This is a genomic window from Paenibacillus sp. MMS18-CY102, from assembly GCF_009789195.1.
Taxonomy (GTDB): domain Bacteria; phylum Bacillota; class Bacilli; order Paenibacillales; family Paenibacillaceae; genus Paenibacillus_T.
This window is the reverse complement of record NZ_WSTC01000014.1, coordinates 58,635-75,648: the sequence shown is the minus strand read 5'-3', so window position 1 is coordinate 75,648 and position 17,014 is coordinate 58,635. Positions and strand designations below refer to the sequence as shown.

16 protein-coding genes and 1 pseudogene are annotated in these 17,014 nt (G+C 53.4%); 5 read left to right on the top strand and 12 right to left on the bottom strand.

What is annotated here, in order from left to right; genetic code table 11:
* Nucleotides 1-89: 89 nt before the first annotated feature.
* The 5 genes from GON22_RS12190 to GON22_RS12170 all read right to left on the bottom strand — a co-directional run bounded on the left by GON22_RS12190 (nucleotide 90) and on the right by GON22_RS12170 (nucleotide 4,955).
* A complete protein-coding gene (locus tag GON22_RS12190; RefSeq protein WP_160396372.1) occupies nucleotides 90-1,631 on the bottom strand; it encodes a response regulator in 1,542 nt (513 codons plus the stop codon).
* Nucleotides 1,606-3,084, bottom strand: coding sequence for a sensor histidine kinase (locus GON22_RS12185; protein WP_160396371.1), 1,479 nt, complete (start codon nucleotides 3,082-3,084; stop codon nucleotides 1,606-1,608). Before GON22_RS12185 ends, GON22_RS12190 begins: the two co-directional genes overlap by 26 nt.
* Nucleotides 3,081-4,088 (bottom strand): substrate-binding domain-containing protein, encoded by a 1,008-nt coding sequence (locus GON22_RS12180; RefSeq protein ID WP_336604298.1) that lies wholly within the window; start codon nucleotides 4,086-4,088, stop codon nucleotides 3,081-3,083. The genes GON22_RS12185 and GON22_RS12180 overlap by 4 nt, the downstream gene beginning before the upstream one ends.
* 308 nt (nucleotides 4,089-4,396) lie before the next feature.
* Entirely contained in the window at nucleotides 4,397-4,612 is a 216-nt protein-coding gene (locus GON22_RS12175; RefSeq protein ID WP_160396369.1) for an MFS transporter, read from the bottom strand.
* Between the two features lie 169 nt (nucleotides 4,613-4,781).
* The gene (locus tag GON22_RS12170; RefSeq protein WP_160396368.1) at nucleotides 4,782-4,955 is read right to left on the bottom strand and encodes an MFS transporter; all 174 of its coding nucleotides are present in this window, start codon (nucleotides 4,953-4,955) and stop codon (nucleotides 4,782-4,784) included.
* Nucleotides 4,956-5,045: 90 nt separating this feature from the next.
* Between GON22_RS12170 and GON22_RS12165 the strand changes: the two genes are divergently transcribed.
* The 3 genes and pseudogenes from GON22_RS12165 to GON22_RS25735 all read left to right on the top strand — a co-directional run bounded on the left by GON22_RS12165 (nucleotide 5,046) and on the right by GON22_RS25735 (nucleotide 6,434).
* Nucleotides 5,046-5,357 carry a hypothetical protein gene (locus GON22_RS12165; protein WP_160396367.1) on the top strand — a complete coding sequence of 104 codons (312 nt, stop codon included), beginning with the start codon at nucleotides 5,046-5,048 and terminating at the stop codon, nucleotides 5,355-5,357.
* 186 nt (nucleotides 5,358-5,543) lie between these two features.
* A pseudogene (locus tag GON22_RS25740) lies at nucleotides 5,544-5,981 on the top strand (NucA/NucB deoxyribonuclease domain-containing protein); the annotation flags it as partial.
* An 81-nt stretch (nucleotides 5,982-6,062) separates the two neighbouring features.
* The gene (locus tag GON22_RS25735; protein ID WP_336604300.1) at nucleotides 6,063-6,434 is read left to right on the top strand and encodes an excalibur calcium-binding domain-containing protein; all 372 of its coding nucleotides are present in this window, start codon (nucleotides 6,063-6,065) and stop codon (nucleotides 6,432-6,434) included.
* A gap of 321 nt (nucleotides 6,435-6,755) precedes the next feature.
* Here GON22_RS25735 and GON22_RS12155 read toward each other — a convergent pair whose 3' ends face one another.
* The gene (locus tag GON22_RS12155) at nucleotides 6,756-7,121 is read right to left on the bottom strand and encodes a winged helix-turn-helix transcriptional regulator (RefSeq protein WP_160396366.1); all 366 of its coding nucleotides are present in this window, start codon (nucleotides 7,119-7,121) and stop codon (nucleotides 6,756-6,758) included.
* A gap of 116 nt (nucleotides 7,122-7,237) precedes the next feature.
* On the opposite strand from GON22_RS12155, the gene GON22_RS12150 reads away from it, so the two are divergent.
* Entirely contained in the window at nucleotides 7,238-8,251 is a 1,014-nt protein-coding gene (locus tag GON22_RS12150; protein ID WP_160396365.1) for a zinc-dependent alcohol dehydrogenase family protein, read from the top strand.
* A gap of 75 nt (nucleotides 8,252-8,326) precedes the next feature.
* Here GON22_RS12150 and GON22_RS12145 read toward each other — a convergent pair whose 3' ends face one another.
* The 3 genes from GON22_RS12145 to GON22_RS12135 form a co-directional block, all read right to left on the bottom strand.
* A complete protein-coding gene (locus GON22_RS12145; protein WP_237179130.1) occupies nucleotides 8,327-9,277 on the bottom strand; it encodes an aldo/keto reductase in 951 nt (316 codons plus the stop codon).
* Between the two features lie 176 nt (nucleotides 9,278-9,453).
* A complete protein-coding gene (locus GON22_RS12140; RefSeq protein WP_160396364.1) occupies nucleotides 9,454-10,923 on the bottom strand; it encodes a DHA2 family efflux MFS transporter permease subunit in 1,470 nt (489 codons plus the stop codon).
* 150 nt (nucleotides 10,924-11,073) lie between these two features.
* Nucleotides 11,074-11,772 (bottom strand): DUF6022 family protein, encoded by a 699-nt coding sequence (locus GON22_RS12135; protein WP_160396363.1) that lies wholly within the window; start codon nucleotides 11,770-11,772, stop codon nucleotides 11,074-11,076.
* Nucleotides 11,773-11,883: 111 nt separating this feature from the next.
* Here GON22_RS12135 and GON22_RS12130 point away from each other — a divergent pair, with 111 nt between their 5' ends.
* Complete coding sequence (locus GON22_RS12130) at nucleotides 11,884-12,594, top strand: TetR/AcrR family transcriptional regulator C-terminal domain-containing protein (RefSeq protein ID WP_160396362.1); 711 nt, start codon at nucleotides 11,884-11,886, stop codon at nucleotides 12,592-12,594.
* Nucleotides 12,595-13,202: 608 nt separating this feature from the next.
* On the opposite strand, the gene GON22_RS12125 is transcribed toward GON22_RS12130, so the two are convergent.
* The 3 genes from GON22_RS12125 to GON22_RS12115 all read right to left on the bottom strand — a co-directional run bounded on the left by GON22_RS12125 (nucleotide 13,203) and on the right by GON22_RS12115 (nucleotide 16,942).
* Entirely contained in the window at nucleotides 13,203-15,119 is a 1,917-nt protein-coding gene (locus GON22_RS12125; protein WP_160396361.1) for a beta-N-acetylhexosaminidase, read from the bottom strand.
* Between the two features lie 111 nt (nucleotides 15,120-15,230).
* Nucleotides 15,231-16,067: a carbohydrate ABC transporter permease gene (locus GON22_RS12120; protein ID WP_160396360.1), complete on the bottom strand. Its 837-nt coding sequence runs from the start codon at nucleotides 16,065-16,067 to the stop codon at nucleotides 15,231-15,233.
* Nucleotides 16,064-16,942: a carbohydrate ABC transporter permease gene (locus GON22_RS12115; RefSeq protein ID WP_160396359.1), complete on the bottom strand. Its 879-nt coding sequence runs from the start codon at nucleotides 16,940-16,942 to the stop codon at nucleotides 16,064-16,066. Before GON22_RS12115 ends, GON22_RS12120 begins: the two co-directional genes overlap by 4 nt.
* Nucleotides 16,943-17,014: the final 72 nt, after the last annotated feature.

Here is a 17,014-nt window from a genome sequence, read left to right as displayed (position 1 = left end):
CCGCTTTATACAACGATCTGCAATCTTTTATGATCATCTGCACTTTTTGGAGGAGGAATTCCTGCCCGCACGCCTAGGAGCTACAGCTTCTAGTGAAGCACCATTTTGCGATATTCGCTCGGCGAAGCGCCGCATATTTTTTTGAATACCTTGCTGAAATAATTCGGATCGTTGTAGCCAACCTCGAACGTAATTTCCTTCATGCTGAGTTGCGGATTAAGCATGAGCGCCTTCGCCTTATTTATGCGGCATTCGGTCAGAAAGTCGATGTAATTGATGCCGAGCTGCTCCTTGAACATTTTGCTAATGTAATGAGGGCTTAGCTGCACCCGCTTTGCAATCGTTTCAAGCGAAATCTCCTCCTGCGAATGCTCCGCAATATACTGCTTGATTTCCCCAATGATGTCTGGCTCCAGCTTGCTGCGATGCCGGGTGAACGATTCAATAAGCTGGTCGAGCACGCTCTGCGCCTCTGAACGCATCTGGTAATATTGCCGGGCCTGAAACGAGAACAGCGGCCGATCCGCCTCCACGCCAAGCTCCATCGCCGTCCGGTAGACGATCCACAGCTGCTCCAGCACCGCCTGGCCGCATGCGACCAAGCTTGCTCCGCTATGCTCGAAACCATCAATCAGCCGGCTGACCGACTGGCGAATGCCCTCCCATTGCCCAAGCCGAATTCGCTCAACCGTCTCCTTGTCCACGCGAATGCGATCAAGCCCGCCGATGCTGCTTGCTGGCTGGCGCAAATCCATGTCAGCATAAAAACGATGGCGGGCGAGCAGCGACGCATCTGCTGTTGCAAGCAGCGCCTCGCGAAACGAATGGCGAATATCGTTCAAGGAGCCATACGGATTGCCAATGCCGACGAAGCCATCTGTGCCAATTGCACGTTGCTGAAGCGTTAGCATCTGCTGCACAAGCGAAGACGCCTGCGCACGGAACGAAACGCCCAATTGGCGAAAAATAACGATAGGCACCTGCCGCCCCGTCATCGCGCCTACCCATCCGCAGCCCAGCTCGCGCATCCTCCGTTTAATCGCGCTGTAAGCTGCTTCTGCTGAGCAATCACCGAGCACGACCAGCAGGACGAATGCTTCCTTGGTGTTGTCACTGCCAAGCATAGCGAGCATTTCCTCAATATGAATCTCGTGCACATGATCATAGAGCAATCCCGTTACGACATCACATTCGATCAGAGGCATGACACGATGCAGCGTTTGCCGTTCCTGCTGGATCTGCTTTTCGAGCGCGCGTTCCTGCAGCAACTTTTCCGTCGCATGGCGGACAACCGCTACGATCTCACTTGCTTTGCTAGGCTTGAGCAAGTAGTCGCTGACCCCTAGCTTCATCGCTTGCCTCGCGTAATCAAACGCCTCATATGCAGAAACCATAATGAATTTCATGGCAGGCTGCGCCTTCTTAATAATCGCCACCGCTTCGAGCCCGCTCATCCCAGGCATTTTGATATCCATCAGAATGATGTCCGGTTCAAATGATCTTGCGACCTCGACCGCCATCGCGCCGTTGCGCGCCAACTCAATATGCGACTCCGGTATGCCATGATGCAAAATCGCTTGCAGCCCTTCGCGCTCCAACGGCTCATCATCCACGATTAACAGCTTCAGCATGCTTAGCAACCCTCCCATCGACTGGAATTTTCAACGTTACCTTCGTTCCATGTTGAGTGCCGCTATCGATCTCGATCACATCCTCTAGGCCAGTAAACAGCCGGAGACGCTTGACAACGTTGCTAAATCCGATGCCCGTGGAATGCCCCTGCTTGCTCCCCCCCTCTTGCGATTGCTCCTCCAGCATGCGATGCACTTGATCCGGCGCCATGCCCGCCCCGCTATCTTCTACCTCTATTCGAACCGTATCGCCATCCTCGGACAAAATGCGGAACACGATTGTGCCCCCCTCCTCCAGCGGCTCAACCGCATGGATAACAGCGTTTTCAATGATCGGCTGCAGCGTTAAGCATGGCAAATGGACATCGAGCCACCGCTCATCGATTTGCTGGACAAACCGAAGGCGGTCCGCGAAGCGCGCTTGTTGGATTTCGATATACTTTTGAACGACATTTAGCTCCTCGCGAAGCGTAACGGAACGGTCCAAGCGGCGCAAATTGTACCGGAGCAGCCCTGCGACATTTGCAATTAAGTCGCTTGTCTCCGGCGAGCCTTCCAAATAAGCTTTTTTGCTAATCGTGTCGAGCGTATTAAACAGAAAATGCGGATTAATCTGGCTTTGCAAGCTGCGCAGCTGGCTCTCCTTCAGCAGCAACTTACTCTCTTTAAGCTCCAACTCTAGCTGTGCAGTGCGGTGAATTTCAGAGATAAGCTCATTAATATTGATGCGCATCCGGTCGAACGTACGGGCGAGGAACGAGATTTCGTCATTGGAATGCACCTCGATGCGCATATCGAACTTGCCGCGCGCCAGCTCCCTTGCCGCAACGGTCAGCTTCTGGATAGGCCTGGTCATGCTGCGCGAGAACCAATAGGCGAATAAGAGCAGCGTTACGGTAATAAAAGTAAGCAGCCAAACGCCCAAGCGCTCAAGCTCGGTGCTCTGCTTCATGATGCTGCGGTAAAAGTGGTCATACGTCTTGAGATCCTTATCGATAAGCGACAGCGTCGTCTCCGCGATGTAGTTATGAATGCGCGTCGCTTCTTCGAACCGGGCGTTCGAGAGTTCGTTGTTCTTCTGGCTATGAAACATAACGGACCGATTTTCGGACTCAACGAGGCTTTCAATCATGTGCATGTAATTGGTGAGGGTAAAGCCATTGTCGGCTGTGCGAAGCTTGGCGATTTCGGCGTTCGCTTGCAAAATCCGCTCTGTGGTGACGTGGAACGCATCGAGGGTATTGGGTGTGGGCTGCAGCAGATAAACATTCAAGCTTGCGATTGTCTGCTGGCTGAGGTTGGTCATTTCATTCATGCGCATGTAGCGCTGCAGCACTTCATTGTACTGCTCTTGTGTCTTCTGGTTATAGTAGGTCAGGACGACCCATATGGTCGCCATAATAAATAGGACGATAACGGAGAGCGACATAATTTTGCGTTGGATGCTGTTCATTCGGCTTCCCCCGCCCGCAGCACGCGGATGTTTGTAAAATAGCCATCTGGATTAAGCGGCACAACCTTCCCATCCAGCCACTGGACCATCAGCTTCACGCTTAATTCGCCCATCTGCTCGGGCGATTGGGCAATTAGGGCATCGATCTTGCCCTGCTTCAGCAGCGCCATCGAATCCGGGCTGTCATCGAACGAGTAAATAAAATACGGCTCGACCTGCGACCGTTTCTCGATTTCTTGAATAATGACGTTCGCGTGATTGGCGGCGACCGCAATGAATGCTTTGGCATCAGGCTGCGTGTTAAGCAGCTCGTCCGTCGCCGAGACAGCTGCATCCTTCTCGTCACCGGAGGCGACGATTTCCGTCTTCACCTGTGGGTACGCCCTTAGCACCTCTACTATTCCTTTCAAGCGCGAGCGCTGGTAATCCTCTTGCCGATCAGAAACCATGAGCACCACTTTGCCAGTGCCCTCCATATCCTTGACGAGCTGGCGCGCGATCATCCGTCCTGCCTCGAGATGGTCTGAGCCCACATAGGTACGCCGCAAGCTATCGTTCATCGGCACATCATTGGCGACGGCCAGAATCGGGATGCCGCTGCCTGCTGCTTTGATTTTGGTCAAATACGTAAATTCCGGTGTGTTAAGGCCCTGTACGATAATGCCGTCTACTTTGGAAGCAATCGCGATCTCAATCTGTTTCAAAAATTCATTGCGGTCCGAGCTGTACGTCCCCCACATCTCCAAGCTTACGCCTCGCTCGGCAGCGGCGGATAAAGCGCCCTTCTTCACTTGCAGCCAGAATGGCGTGTCCAGCTCCTGCGTAATGACGACCAGCCGATAGGCGTGGGCATCAGCTTCAGCTTCGGCTTCGGCGGCAAGCGCGAGGCCCGGCACGGGCAAATCGGACGCGAACAGCTTGTACGCCGCATGCACCGTAAAATAAAACAAGACGAGAAAACCAATCGATAGCGCAGCAATCGCCAATCGGCGCATGCCTGTCATTCCCCCAATCGTGTGGCCAAGAAATGTAGATGATCGGTGAATTCAAACCAATTGACCTCATCTTAAATCTTTCCCACTTGATTGCCAAGCATGAACAAAGTTAGAAATTGTCGAAGGATGTACGATTTAACTTCATTGTAACCGGTACAATGGCAAACGTTTGTTAGAAGCAGCTTAGGCACTGCCATTGCAGTTTGTGCAACGGCCACCGCTGTTGGAGCACCTATGACACGTTTTTTACAAGAAAAAGGGGGTTGCCATTGCATGAATTGCAACGACACACGGAGCAGCGCCGCACATTAACCATTTCATTGTACAAACTGCAATGAGGAGCAGTTTACGCTGCACGCGCTGATGAACGTCATGCCATGCGCGACGAGCACTTTCCCCTGCCGCACCACGGCGAACTCTTTGCGGAAGCCTGCTTGCTGCTCATCCTCAATGTGGGGAATGAGTTTCCAAATGCCGATGAGCGCGATATCGCCTGTTACGGTAACGACCCAGAAGGTCGAGCACCAGCCCACGTTTGCCCGATCCAAGTGCCAAGTGGAATGCCAAGTACGTTGGACATCGTCAAGCCGCCGAGCATAAGCGCCACTGCGCTTGCTTTTTTGTCTGGAGCGACGACGCGTGTTGCCACAATTGAGCCGATGCCAAAAAACGTGACATGCGCGAGCGACGTAATGATCCAGGCTAGGCATCCCCCGTAACTAGCAGTCCTGCCGAGCTTAAGGATACATGAAGAGCAGAAGCGACATCGGGCAAAATGCCCATGATCACAAACTCCGTCGTTCCAATCGCAAATGCACTGATGAGCAGCGCGTAAAGCGCCAATGGCATTTTATTTCTTTTCTCTCTAATATTCACAACTTAAATCTCCTCTTTCTGTTGCTCTCAGCTGTTAAGGTAAGCTAATCGACGAAAACGTACGCCAGCAAAATCGACGTCATCTTCTCGATGATGCATGAAGAATCGACCGCCCAGCGCGAAGGGCATCGGATCATCTGCGAGCATCTACTATCAGCGCTCATTACGGTCATCCAGCGGATTGTCCAAGTTGATGGGGCAACCGTGAGCGATCCCGATACGCTGGCTAACCCGATCAAGGATTATTTGGACCGAAGCCTTTTGAAGCATCTGCAATTAAAAGATATCGCGAACGCATTCCATGAATGCGAACTATTTTACGATCATGTTCACGAAAACGATGGGAGAAACGCCAACCCAATACAAAAAGAACGAAAGGCGCGAGCCTGTAGACCTATTTGAAACCCGGTAGGCGGCCGGAGTAGCGCAGCGCTGCCCTATTTTCCAAAATATGACTCGGCATCCGCCCTCCCCTATAGTAGAATGATAGTCACATCATGCTAGGACAAGGGGTTGGCGCATTTTATGATATCGATCCTCGGCTGGCTGTTCTTCCCGTACATCATGCTCGCCATTCAATGGCGGCGATTGCGCAAGATTCCACGCTTGGCCGGCATAATTTGGGCAATGATTGCCCTTCTCTTCATCATTGGCTCACTAACGAACTCCGATCAGCCCGAGCCTAACGCAGCCTTTGATGGGAAATATGACGTAAAGCTCGAATTTCCCGTTGACCGTTATCCCGAAACGGCCGACCACATTCATGACGCGATCGCCAATGGCGAATCGGCGGTTTGTACAATTGAGCGTGATGCCGCGGAGTCCCATCGGGAAGCTTCACTTGCAGGCATTCCGACCAAAAAAGGCTACGACCGCGACGAGTGGCCAATGGCAATGTGCGCGGAAGGCGGAGCAGGTGCGGACATCCGATACGTCACGCCAAGCGACAACCGCGGTGCGGGCTCTTGGATTGGCAACCAACTCGACGGTCTCTCTAACGGAACGCGGGTCCTCATCGTATTGGAAGGCGGCAAGGGCAACACCGCCAACACGACGTCAAACGATAGCTTGACCGTCAAGAAAGATAGCGGTGCTGAAAGTGTAAACGTGCCTGTAAAGAGCAACCTGGCGGACGAGAAAAACGGTGCGAAAGTGCCGGCGGAACCGCCGAAGGATACAGGTGCCGATGAGAATGGCGCGACAGGCGAGCAAGCGGACACGCAACCTGCCGAAAGCGCAACAACGCCGGCAGCGGAGAAGCCTGCCAGCAAGCCGCAATCGGACGCTTCCGGCAAGCCTGCCGCCACCACACCAGCCGTCGAAACTACGCCAACGAAGCCTGCAGCCAGCGAGCAACCAGCAGTCAGCTACCGGAACTGCACCGCCGTCCGCGAAGCTGGCGCCGCTCCATTATACGAAGGCGATCCCGGCTACAGCCGCAAGCTGGATCTGGACGGCGACGGCGTCGCTTGCGAGTAACGGTGGCGCTGCGAGTCGATTAATTATGATTACACTGGATACTTGCTACAGAACAAAGGGCCGACGCGATGCGTCGGCCCTTTCTGACTTATAAGAAACTCTCAACCGTTTTCTTTACCTCAAGACCTAGCTAAATCCGCCCTATTCAATCAACTAACACACGAGGTGCGGATAGGAGACAGAAAAACCTGCTATATTTAACCAATTAACGCACCGGAGCACGAATAGGTCAGAAAAACCTGCCCTATTCAGCCGGCTAACGCGCCACTGAGCGAATAAGGCAGATATATCTGCCTTATTCAGCGAGACGAAAAGTCCACTTTAAACCAACGCTTCCGAGTCATATGCCGCTCTCGCATGCTGAACCTCGGCCAAGTGGGCGCTTGCCCATTCGGTTAACTGCTTCATGTAAGGAATCAGCGATTCCCCAAGCCGTGTCAGCGTGTAGTCGACAACGGGCGGAACGGAGGGCGTTACTTTTCGGCTTACCAATCCGTCCCGCTCCAGTTGTTTTAAGGTCTGGGTCAGCATTTTTTGCGAAATGCCTTCGATCCGCCGGTTGATCTCCCCGTATCGAATCGTGCCATCCTCAAGAGCATAAATAACCAGCGCCGTCCATTTGTTCGAGATGATATCAAGCACATGCGAATAGCTGCATGCCGTCAAGGAAATATCCGGTTCCCTCATATTCCCTCCCCCTCCTTGCGCACCTTCTCGTTCGTAACCGACCTAAAAGTGCCGTCTTACCCGATTGTAGATCAAGAACTATGATAAGTCTATTCCACCGTAAGGAGAGATGTACAATGAAAGCTTTTGTCCTTCAAGGCGGCTTCGGCCTGGACCATATCGTAGAAACCAATCGGGAGATTCCGAGCCCTGGACGCGGCGAAGTGCTCATCCGAATGAAAGCTGTGTCGCTGAATTCCCGGGACATTGGGGTTATCGACGGATTTTACAACCCCGATCTAAACACACCGCTAATTCCTGTTTCCGACGGGGTTGGGGAAGTGATCGCGCTAGGCGAAGGCGCAACGAAGTTTCAATTGGGAGAACGCGTAAGCGGAATCTTCACGCAAAGTTGGAAAACGGGCGAAGCGACGCAACAAAATTGGGTCACGACACTAGGAAGCCCTCTCGACGGCTTGCTTGTGGAATATGCTGTTCTGCCGGAAGAAGGTCTTGTTCGCGTTCCCGGCTATCTGTCCGATGCCGAAGCCGCCACCCTTCCCTGCGCGGGCGTAACGGCATGGCATGCGATAGTAGAGGAAGGCAAAGTGAAGGCGGGTGACACCGTAGTCGTACAAGGCACAGGCGGCGTCTCCTTGTTCGCCCTCCAATTCGCCAAGCTTCAAGGCGCCAAAGTGATCGTCACCTCCAGCAGCGATGGGAAGCTCGAACGCGCAAAAGCGCTGGGAGCAGATTTTGGCATCAATTATAAGAAGAATGTGAACTGGGACCAAGCTGTTCTCGATTACACCGATGGCCGTGGCGCGGATCACATCGTCGATCTTGGGGGGAGCGCTACTCTAAACCGCTCTTTATCAGCCTTGAAGGTAGGCGGGCAAATCAGCATCGTTGGCCTATTATCGGGATCTAGCGTCGAAGGATTAAATCTTATCCCGGCCATCCTACGCAAGGCGCGGCTGCAAGCCATTAACGTTGGAAGCCGTACGATGTTCGAACATATGAATGCCGCACTGCAGCATCACCGCTTGCATCCGGCCATCGACCGGGTCTTCCCTTTCCCGCAAGCCGTGGAGGCGCTTCAGCATTTGGCTCATGGTTCGTATTTCGGGAAGATTTGCATTACGTTCTGATAAGCAAAACGGCGGCCTTTCTCGGGGTGAAATCGCACACCGGGATAGGACCGCCGTCTTCTTTTCGTTAAAAACTTAAGTTAGCGATTGCAGCTCTGCAATCTCCTCTTCCGTTAGCCGGAAACGCATCGCATTCACAAGCTCCTGCGCATGATGCGGCTTGGATGCGCCCGGGATCGCGAACACCGTATCACCGTGGGCATGGATGAGCCAATTGAGCGCGATTTGCGTCGGGGATGCTTGATATCGCTCTGCAAGCTGCTCCAGCCGCGCGATCAAAGGGCGCGTACGCTCAAGTGACGAAGGCTTGAACCCGCCGTAGTTCCGCCGGAACGACGTCAGCCCTTTCAGCAGAGCCGGGTCTGCATGAAACTTCCCGCTTAGCAGCCCTTGCTTAAGCGGGCTATAAGCGATTATCGCGACGCCAAGCTCCTTAGCCGTTTCCAGCACGCCGTTATGCTCGATTTGCCGATCAAGCAAATTGTATTTGACCTGATTGGATGCAAGGCGCAGCCCGTGCTCGCGAAGCGTACGATCGGCAGTACGCATTTGCTTAGCGGAAAAATTGCTAACGCCGATATAACGAATCTGCCGTTGCTCCGCCAGTTTCGCCATTTGCTTCATTTCGCTAGACACAGAAGAGAAGGAAAACGGCTGATGCACCTGATACAGGTCAATCGTCCGCCCTTCCAGCACGCGCTGGCGTTCCCCAATCGTCTTCGGAATGCTCGCAGCAGTCCGCATGATTGGCCACCACTTGGTCGCAATATGGGCGGCTTGGCTAAGCGGCTCCAGCTTGCGCAATGCGGCAGCCAGCACACGTTCCGACTCCCCGCCACCGTATATTTCAGCCGTATCAAACCAGTTCACGCCGCCTTCTAGCGCAATTCGTATAATATCCTGCACCTGTTCCTCCAGCAAGGGCGCCCAATACTTTCCTATCATTCCTTGGCCACCGCTGAACTGCCACGTTCCTAGCCCCAGCGGGGACAGCTGTAAATCCGTTGTGCCGAATTTGCGCAGCATGCTATGGCCTCCTTGTTTGTTTCCTCTATTAAACATTTTCACTATAGCATAATGCAATCTGAGGCGTATATTGGCGATCAAACATAACGCAGCGCCACTAAGCCCCACCATACAAAATAGAGCTATCTTCCCGATCTATTTCAGACCGGAAAGACAGCTCATAAAAACAACGCAAGTTAACCCATCATCGATTCCTTGGCTGCAAATTCTTGCTCCGCACTCGTCGGGCTTCCCTTCGGCTTTCTGATCGTCAGCCCTAGCACCAGCGCGACGACAGCAAGCGCAGCAAGCATAAGATACGTGTCATGAAAGGCTTTTGCAATCGCATCTGGCATCGGTTTGAGCCCTTCCGCCACATGATGGTTCGTCCGGCTGACGACGATCGTCGTCAAACCGGCTACCGCAAAGGAGGTAACGACCTGCTGGGTCGCGCTCGTCAACGAAGTGACGCGGCTAACCAGATTCGCTGGCGCCGATTGGATAAGGAACGTATTCAGCGGCAGGAACGACAGCCCCATGCCCATGCCAAGCAGCGCTCGCGGAATGAAGAACGCCCACGCGCTCTGGTCCGGCGTAATGCGCGAAATCAGATACGCGCCCGTTGCGACGAGAACCATCCCTGCAATGACGAGCGGACGTGCGCCAATCCGGTCATACAAGCGTCCGCCGAACGGCATAAATAGAGCAGCGGCAAGCGCCTGCGGCAATGACCACATCCCGGCATGGAACGCGCTCATCCCCATAATACGCTGCATGAAATACGGGATTAAGAAAATAATGCCGAACATCGCAAACTGCAATACCCATTGAATAATAATGCCACGCGTAAACAGCATGGAACGGAATACGCGCAGCTCCAGCAGCGGCTGCCCTTTGCGCGTCAGCTCAACCGCTATGAAAGCGCCCAGTGCAACAGCGCCAACCGCAAGGCCGATAATCGTTTTATCCGTTGTCCAGCCCGCTCCTCCCTCGCTTATGCCATAAGACAATCCGGCAAAAGCAAGCGGCCCAAGCACAATGCCCCATTTGTCCAATCCAGTCGAAGCACTCTTCGGCAAATTAGGCAGTTGCCATACGCAAAGCACAAGCCCAATAATGCCCACCGGCACATTAATGTAGAAAATCCAATGCCAACTCACATAGTCGACCAAATAACCTGCGAGCATCGGTCCCAGCGCTGGCGCGAGAAGAATGGGGATGCCCATCATGCCCATGATGCTTCCGGCTTTCTCCGGGGGGCTCATGCGGAACGTCATTGCAAATGCAATTGGCATGACCATGCCGCCGCCTAACCCCTGCAGCACACGGAACAAAATGAGCTGCTCAGCCGTTGTCGCCACTGCGCACAAAACCGAGCCTAGCGTAAACAACACTAATGAAATAATAAAAATCCGCTTCGCTCCGAATTGATCGGACATCCAGCCCGCGAGCGGGATAACGGCGGCCTGCGCAAGCGCATAGCCCGTAATGGTCCACTGTACGACAGTCAGCGAACGATGGAAGTCATCCACGAAAACAGGAAGCGCGACATTCACGGCAGTCGTATCCAAAATAACCATGAACATTCCGACGATAATAGCGATCAACGGCCCAATTAATTGGCGCGTCGACAAGACGAGCGATTGCTCTGAAGCTTGTGCTGCCATACTGCCTCCTTCTGCGATCCCGCATGTTCGGGTCTCATTCTTTCTCACTATCGATGTGAGTTTATCGCATTGGGATAAATTTATCAATATACCAGAAATAAGATAACGCTATCATCACAACTGCGATGGGAAGCATCCGCTAATTGTTGCTCACACCGCAACGGGACGTTTGAAAAAAGCGACGGTCTGCGTTCCTGATGGCAGCACGGATACAAGCTCCCAACCATACCGCCCCCAGTGGGCTAGCGCCGCATCAAGCGTCCAGCTCGATACTTGCCCATCCCCTCCTGGCTGCAAACAATCGCTTATCGCGACGTCGGTCGCATACTCCCAGCGAACAACTTCCTTCGCCTGCCCGGCAAGCGCAGGGCCTGCCAACCGTTCCTCGGGCATATCCCAGCGATCTCGCGTCGCCGCGTTAGACAATGCAGTTAAGATGCCATCCCGTTCTGTAGCGTCGACCGAGACAAACCGAGGCGCACGCGGGAGGCGGAATGCACGATGCGAATGATAGATTTGGAGAATTAACGTACCTAGCAGCTCTCCGCTTTCCGAAGTGACAACGTACCAAGCGCACCGTTCCCGTTCCTCAGGCGGCCCCCAGTTCTCAATCGAATCGTTTCGGTTAAACCCGCCTTTTATTACCCAGCCTTGTTGTGCCAGCTGTGCCACAATCGGCGGCATAAAACGTTGAATCCACACGCCATATGCACGGTCCCCCCATTGGTTGAACATATCCTCCCATTCCGCTTCTTGGCCCTCGTAAGCCTGTCTCCATGCGGCAGGCAACGCCTGCTGCGCAACGCGAACAATCGCATTCATCGGCCTCTGGTTTGTATCCTTGCTCATTTGAATCCCTCCGCCATCATTTAATTTAACAATAATAAATTATAATTTAATGACGTTAGATTAATCCCTTATGCTATAATTGTCAATAACCAAATGAGTGGAGGCTCACGAATGGCCCGAAGACGCATTTATCCCACTTCCGAATCTATACCGCTCGCCGGGCAACAGGAGCCGCTTCATACGCCTCTTGATCGTGACCGAATTATAAACATCGCATTAGAGCTGCTTCAATCGGAGAGCCTTGCGAACATTAGCATGCGGCGAATTGCGGATGCACTTGGCGTGAAGGCAGCCGCCCTTTATTATCATGTCAAAGATAAAGAGCAGCTGCTCCACGGGCTAGCGGAACAAATCAGCAAACAAATCCCGTTCCCAGATGCAAGCTTAGCTTGGCGTGAGCAGCTGGCACAGTGGGCAAGCAACTTCCGCCACACGCTGAACCAATACCGGGACGCCGTCACGATTATGGGCGCTACCATTGCAGGAAGCCCTTCTCGGCTTGCTCATATCGAATACTTATACCGTGTGCTATCACAAGCGGGATTTCTCGATGCCCATGTCCCATGGCTAGCGGCCATGATCAAAAACTTCATCATGGGGTTTGCTGACGAAGAGCGCCGGCTGCAAAGCCGCGCCTCGGACAAAGGCGAAACAATGGAGGCAATGAGTGCAACCTATGCCGACCGGTTTCAATCCCTTCCGCAGGACCAATATCCGCATGTTATCCGATTGGCAGCCATAACGACAGCTCCCGATTTAGATGCCGAATTCGCCTTTGGCCTGAACGTATTGTTCGACGGCTTCGAAGCTTCCCGCCAATAACAAAAAAAATGCCCCAAAAGCCATTGTTAGCAGGCTTTTAGGACAGCTTTTGCTGTGAAAGAACATGCTTTCATGTCGGGAATTGCGGTCGAAAGCAATAGGGGGAGTTTCAACTTATGTAAATGCGCCACATGATGCGGTCCACGGTGGGATCAGCTGCTTCATTTGGGCTGATTGCTATACCGTTGCTTGCATTTTGTGCAACGATAAAGGCAGGACTAGTCCGCCCCGAAGGTTCCCATTGCAGTTCATGCAATGAGATTCGGCAGAGCAGAGCCACAATGTGCCCCAAACATACAAAAGCCGCGTTTCCCGTTGCACGATCTGCAATGACATCCCCTCGATGCCGTATTCGAGCTGTTCCCATTGCACGATCTGCAATGAGCAGGCTTCCGCGCGCATCAATGCGACCTCACCCGGGGCATACTTCGGGGCACATAAATACACCACAGTCCGCACGCAAACGCAACCCCATTCCACCCGCAACTCCGACCCCTACAATGCACAAAGAGGTGTCCCCCAGCCTTCGTGGCTGTTGGGACACCCCTCACTCCTCTTGTTCATCTTCGTATATGCATCTGCGCCTGCCACTGCCAGCGGGCAGGACATTAGAACGGGTTCACCACATGGTAAAACACATTCGGCGAAGCCATCCGGTAATAGTAGCTGCACCAGCCCAAGCCGCGGTTATTGAACCGGTTAGCCGAACTGTACACTAATCGCTCCTGCTCTAGCTCTTCGATCCGGCCAAGCCGGCCATCGGCATATTCCAGCAAGCGATAAGCTGCTGTATCCAGCCGGCTCAGTACGCCGCCGTAACGAATATCAATTACTTCCCAGCCGAATGGCTTGAAGGTGCGCAGCCATACCGTGCGATGCGCTGCCCGAAGCGCGCGGACCGCCTCGGCAATCGCAGGCAGCTCAACCAGAGCAGCATGGCGAAGCGCCTCACGGTCGCCCGCGTCATACGCCGCTTTGAGTGCGATGCCCTGTTCGCTCTTCAGCTTCAATACCGCGCACAGCTTCTCAGGCACGTCCAGCACATGGTCCAGCTTATCGCCCGGTACGCGCTTGCTCAGAATGCGCGCTTCCAGTTGCGCATAATGGCTGTTCAGCTCCAATCCTGCGATCTGGTGATCGAACAGCCCAAGCAATACGTCCTGATACAGCAAAAACTTCGACGGATTGCTTTGCTTGCTGTTATTCGGCTCCGCACCCGGCGTCTCGTCCAAATCCTTCTGCAGCAGGAACGACTCCGCGTCCATGCCCGTACATTGCTTCACGCGCTCCGCAAGCTGCGCCGCTGTCGGCTGCCCAGCTGTGTAAGCGTGCTCTGCATACAGTTGCAGGCCAAGCAAAGCAGCGAACGGGTTGCCCTCGTTGCCATCATCGCCCCACATCGTCGCGTATACCTCATCAATGCCCTGCTCCTTGCACACTTGAAGCGCCGTATCCGAGGCTGTCAGTGACAAGCCATAATTGACGCCGAACGTGTTGAAAATCCAGACCGCGCCTGCAAAAATAAGGCGGCTGCCAATCGGGCGATGGGCTGCGATCAGCTTCTCGTAATCTTCCCGCTCCGTATGCACGTAATCCCAGTACACCATATCAACGCCGCTAGGAATCCGGCTAGCCATCTCCTCGGGAATCGTCGTTTCGGTGTCGTAGTCCCGCCCTTCCGCTCCCGAAGCAATCTTCAAAAACATGTCGCTCCACATCATCGGCTGCAAGCCTTGGCTGCGCACGACAGCCAGCACGCGGTCCAGATGCGCAGTCATAATGTCGAACCGTTCCGAGAAGCCGTTGCGATCCAAATACCGGCCGCGCCCCAGCTCCTCTGCTTCATCCATCCCGATATGAATCTTCTTGCTGCGGAACGGTGCACTAACCGCCTTAATCATCCGCTCGACCAGTTGGTTTGTCCGCTCATCGCCGACGAGCAGCGCACCTTTCGTATCCTTATAATGGAACACTGGCTCCCACTTCAAAAACTCCTCCATATGCGCCAGCGTCTGAATACTTGGAAACGCCTCGATGCCGTACTGGTCCGCATAATCGTCGATCTCCTTCAATTCATAGAAGGAATAACGGCCCCGCATATAGCCGAAGTACGGTTCGCCGTCAATCGTGTACGTATCCTCCATATACAGCATGACTGTATTCATGCCCATCAAAGCCAGCATATCGAGCATTTGCTTGAAGCTCTCCACCGTCAATACCGCATTACGGGACACGTCGAACATCGGGCCGACTTGGCGAAAATGCTGCTCTTCCTCCACTCGGAATGGCTCGCCCTGCTTGTAGTGTTGCACGAATAAGCTCAGCGCCCGGAAAAATTGATGCTTCTCCGTATAGCCGATCCGTCCCGCCGCGCCATCCCAGCTTGCGCTCAGGCCGCGTGCCAAATGCGACACTTGTACCTGAATCGCATCCTCTTCGCTTGATAACGTCACGCCAAGTGCAGGCGCTAGCCGCTCAATGCCTTGCAGGAGCGTTTCCACTTCACCGTTAAATCGAATCTTCATCGTAAGAGCCCTCCACTGGGTTCAAATTAGAAAAAAGCAGGAAAGCTCGCGGGTCTATGAAGTCGCCGCGAGCCGTGCTGAATTTGTTTCTTCATAACCGTTTCCAAGCGTTTAACCTTTAACCGCTCCTGCAACCATCCCTTGCATAATCGAGCGTTGGAACACGAGATAAACAATGATTGTCGGGATAACAGCCATGGCAAGCGCCGCCATCGTAAGCTGGTAGTCCGTCATGTAGCCGGTTGCAAACATCGACAAGCTGAGCGGCAGCGTTTTGAGTGCTGGCTTGCTGATGAAGACGAGCGCGAACGAGAAGTCGTTCCAGTAGCGAAGGACAGCCAAAATCGCGACAGTCGACATCGCAGGCGCCGAGAGCGGCAGCATCATTTTACGGAAGATGCCCCAGTAGCCCATGCCATCGAGGAACGCAGCTTCCTCAATCTCGCGAGGGAACGTGTTCATGTAAGCTTGCAGAATGAAAATCGCAATCGGCAATTCAAATGCAACATACGGGAAAATGAGCGCGCCGTACGTGTTAAGCAAATGCGTTTGGTTCATCATAATGAAAAGCGGCACCAGCGTACTGTGAATCGGAATGAGCATGCCGAGCAGGAACAATCCCATCACGAGCAGCTTGAGGCGGAATTGGAAACGCGACAGCACATATGCGGCTAATGCGGCGATGACCAGCGTCAGCACAAGCGAGATGCCCGTTACGATGATGGAGTTGAACATCCCCGTCCCCATATCCGAGACGTTCCAAGCGCGGGAGAAGCTGTCCCAATGCCACTTCGTCGGCAGCAGAAACGGCCGCGAGTAAAATTCTTCGTTCGATTTCACCGAGCTCATGAATAGCCATAACAGCGGATAAAGCGTAATGAGTGCATAGAGGACCATGAGCGCTTTAACTAAGCCGCTCTTCCATTTGCGCTGAATCAGCTGCATCATAGACGATCCCCCCGTTTCATCAAATATTGGCTGCCAGCGACCAGAAGTAAGCTAATGATGATGATGACCGTCGATACCGCGCTGCCGTAGCCATATCTGTAAATCGAGAATGTATTATTGTACATGTAGGATGCGAGCAGCTCCGTCGAGTGCGCCGGGCCGCCGCCTGTCATGACGTAGATCAGGTCGAATGCTTTCAAGCTGCCGGAAATACAGAGTACGACAGCTACCTTGATCGTATCCCATACGAGTGGAAGCGTAACCGAAAACAGCTTGCGGGAGCCTTCGGCGCCATCGATCTTCGCGGCATCGTCCATCTCGCTCGGAATGTTGTTGAGCGCCGCGATAAACATGATCAGATAAGGGCCGATATAGTTCCAGATGATCGGCACCATGAGCGAGTACATGGATACATCCGGATCGGACAGCCATTCCTTCTTCCACGAGCTAAGCCCAATCCCATCGAGCAAGAAGTTCAAGATACCAATCTCAGGGTGATAGATGTAACCCCAAATGATGCCGACAACGACGGAAGAGAGAACCATCGGCATAAACACGGCGCTGCGGATAAACGTATGCAGTCGCGAGTTTTTGACGAGCAGCAAGGCAAGCACTAACGCGATTGGCACTTGTCCGAATACGGACGCAATGACAATGAGCATATTATTTTTTAACGAAGTCCAGAAGATGGGATCTTTCACGACCTCCGTATAGTTGTCGAATCCGATGAACGTGGCAGCTCCAATGCCTTTCCAATCGAAGAAGCCGTAATAGGCGGACCAGAGAATCGGAAGAATAACAAAGAGTACAAATAAGAGCAGCGCGGGGAGAAGCCCGACCGCTATAAACGCTTTCGTGCGGCTGGCAGATGTCATAATGTCCCCTCCCTTTCTATTTCAATTCGTGTTGGAAGTAACGGCCCGGCTCTCCTTCATCAGAAGAACCGA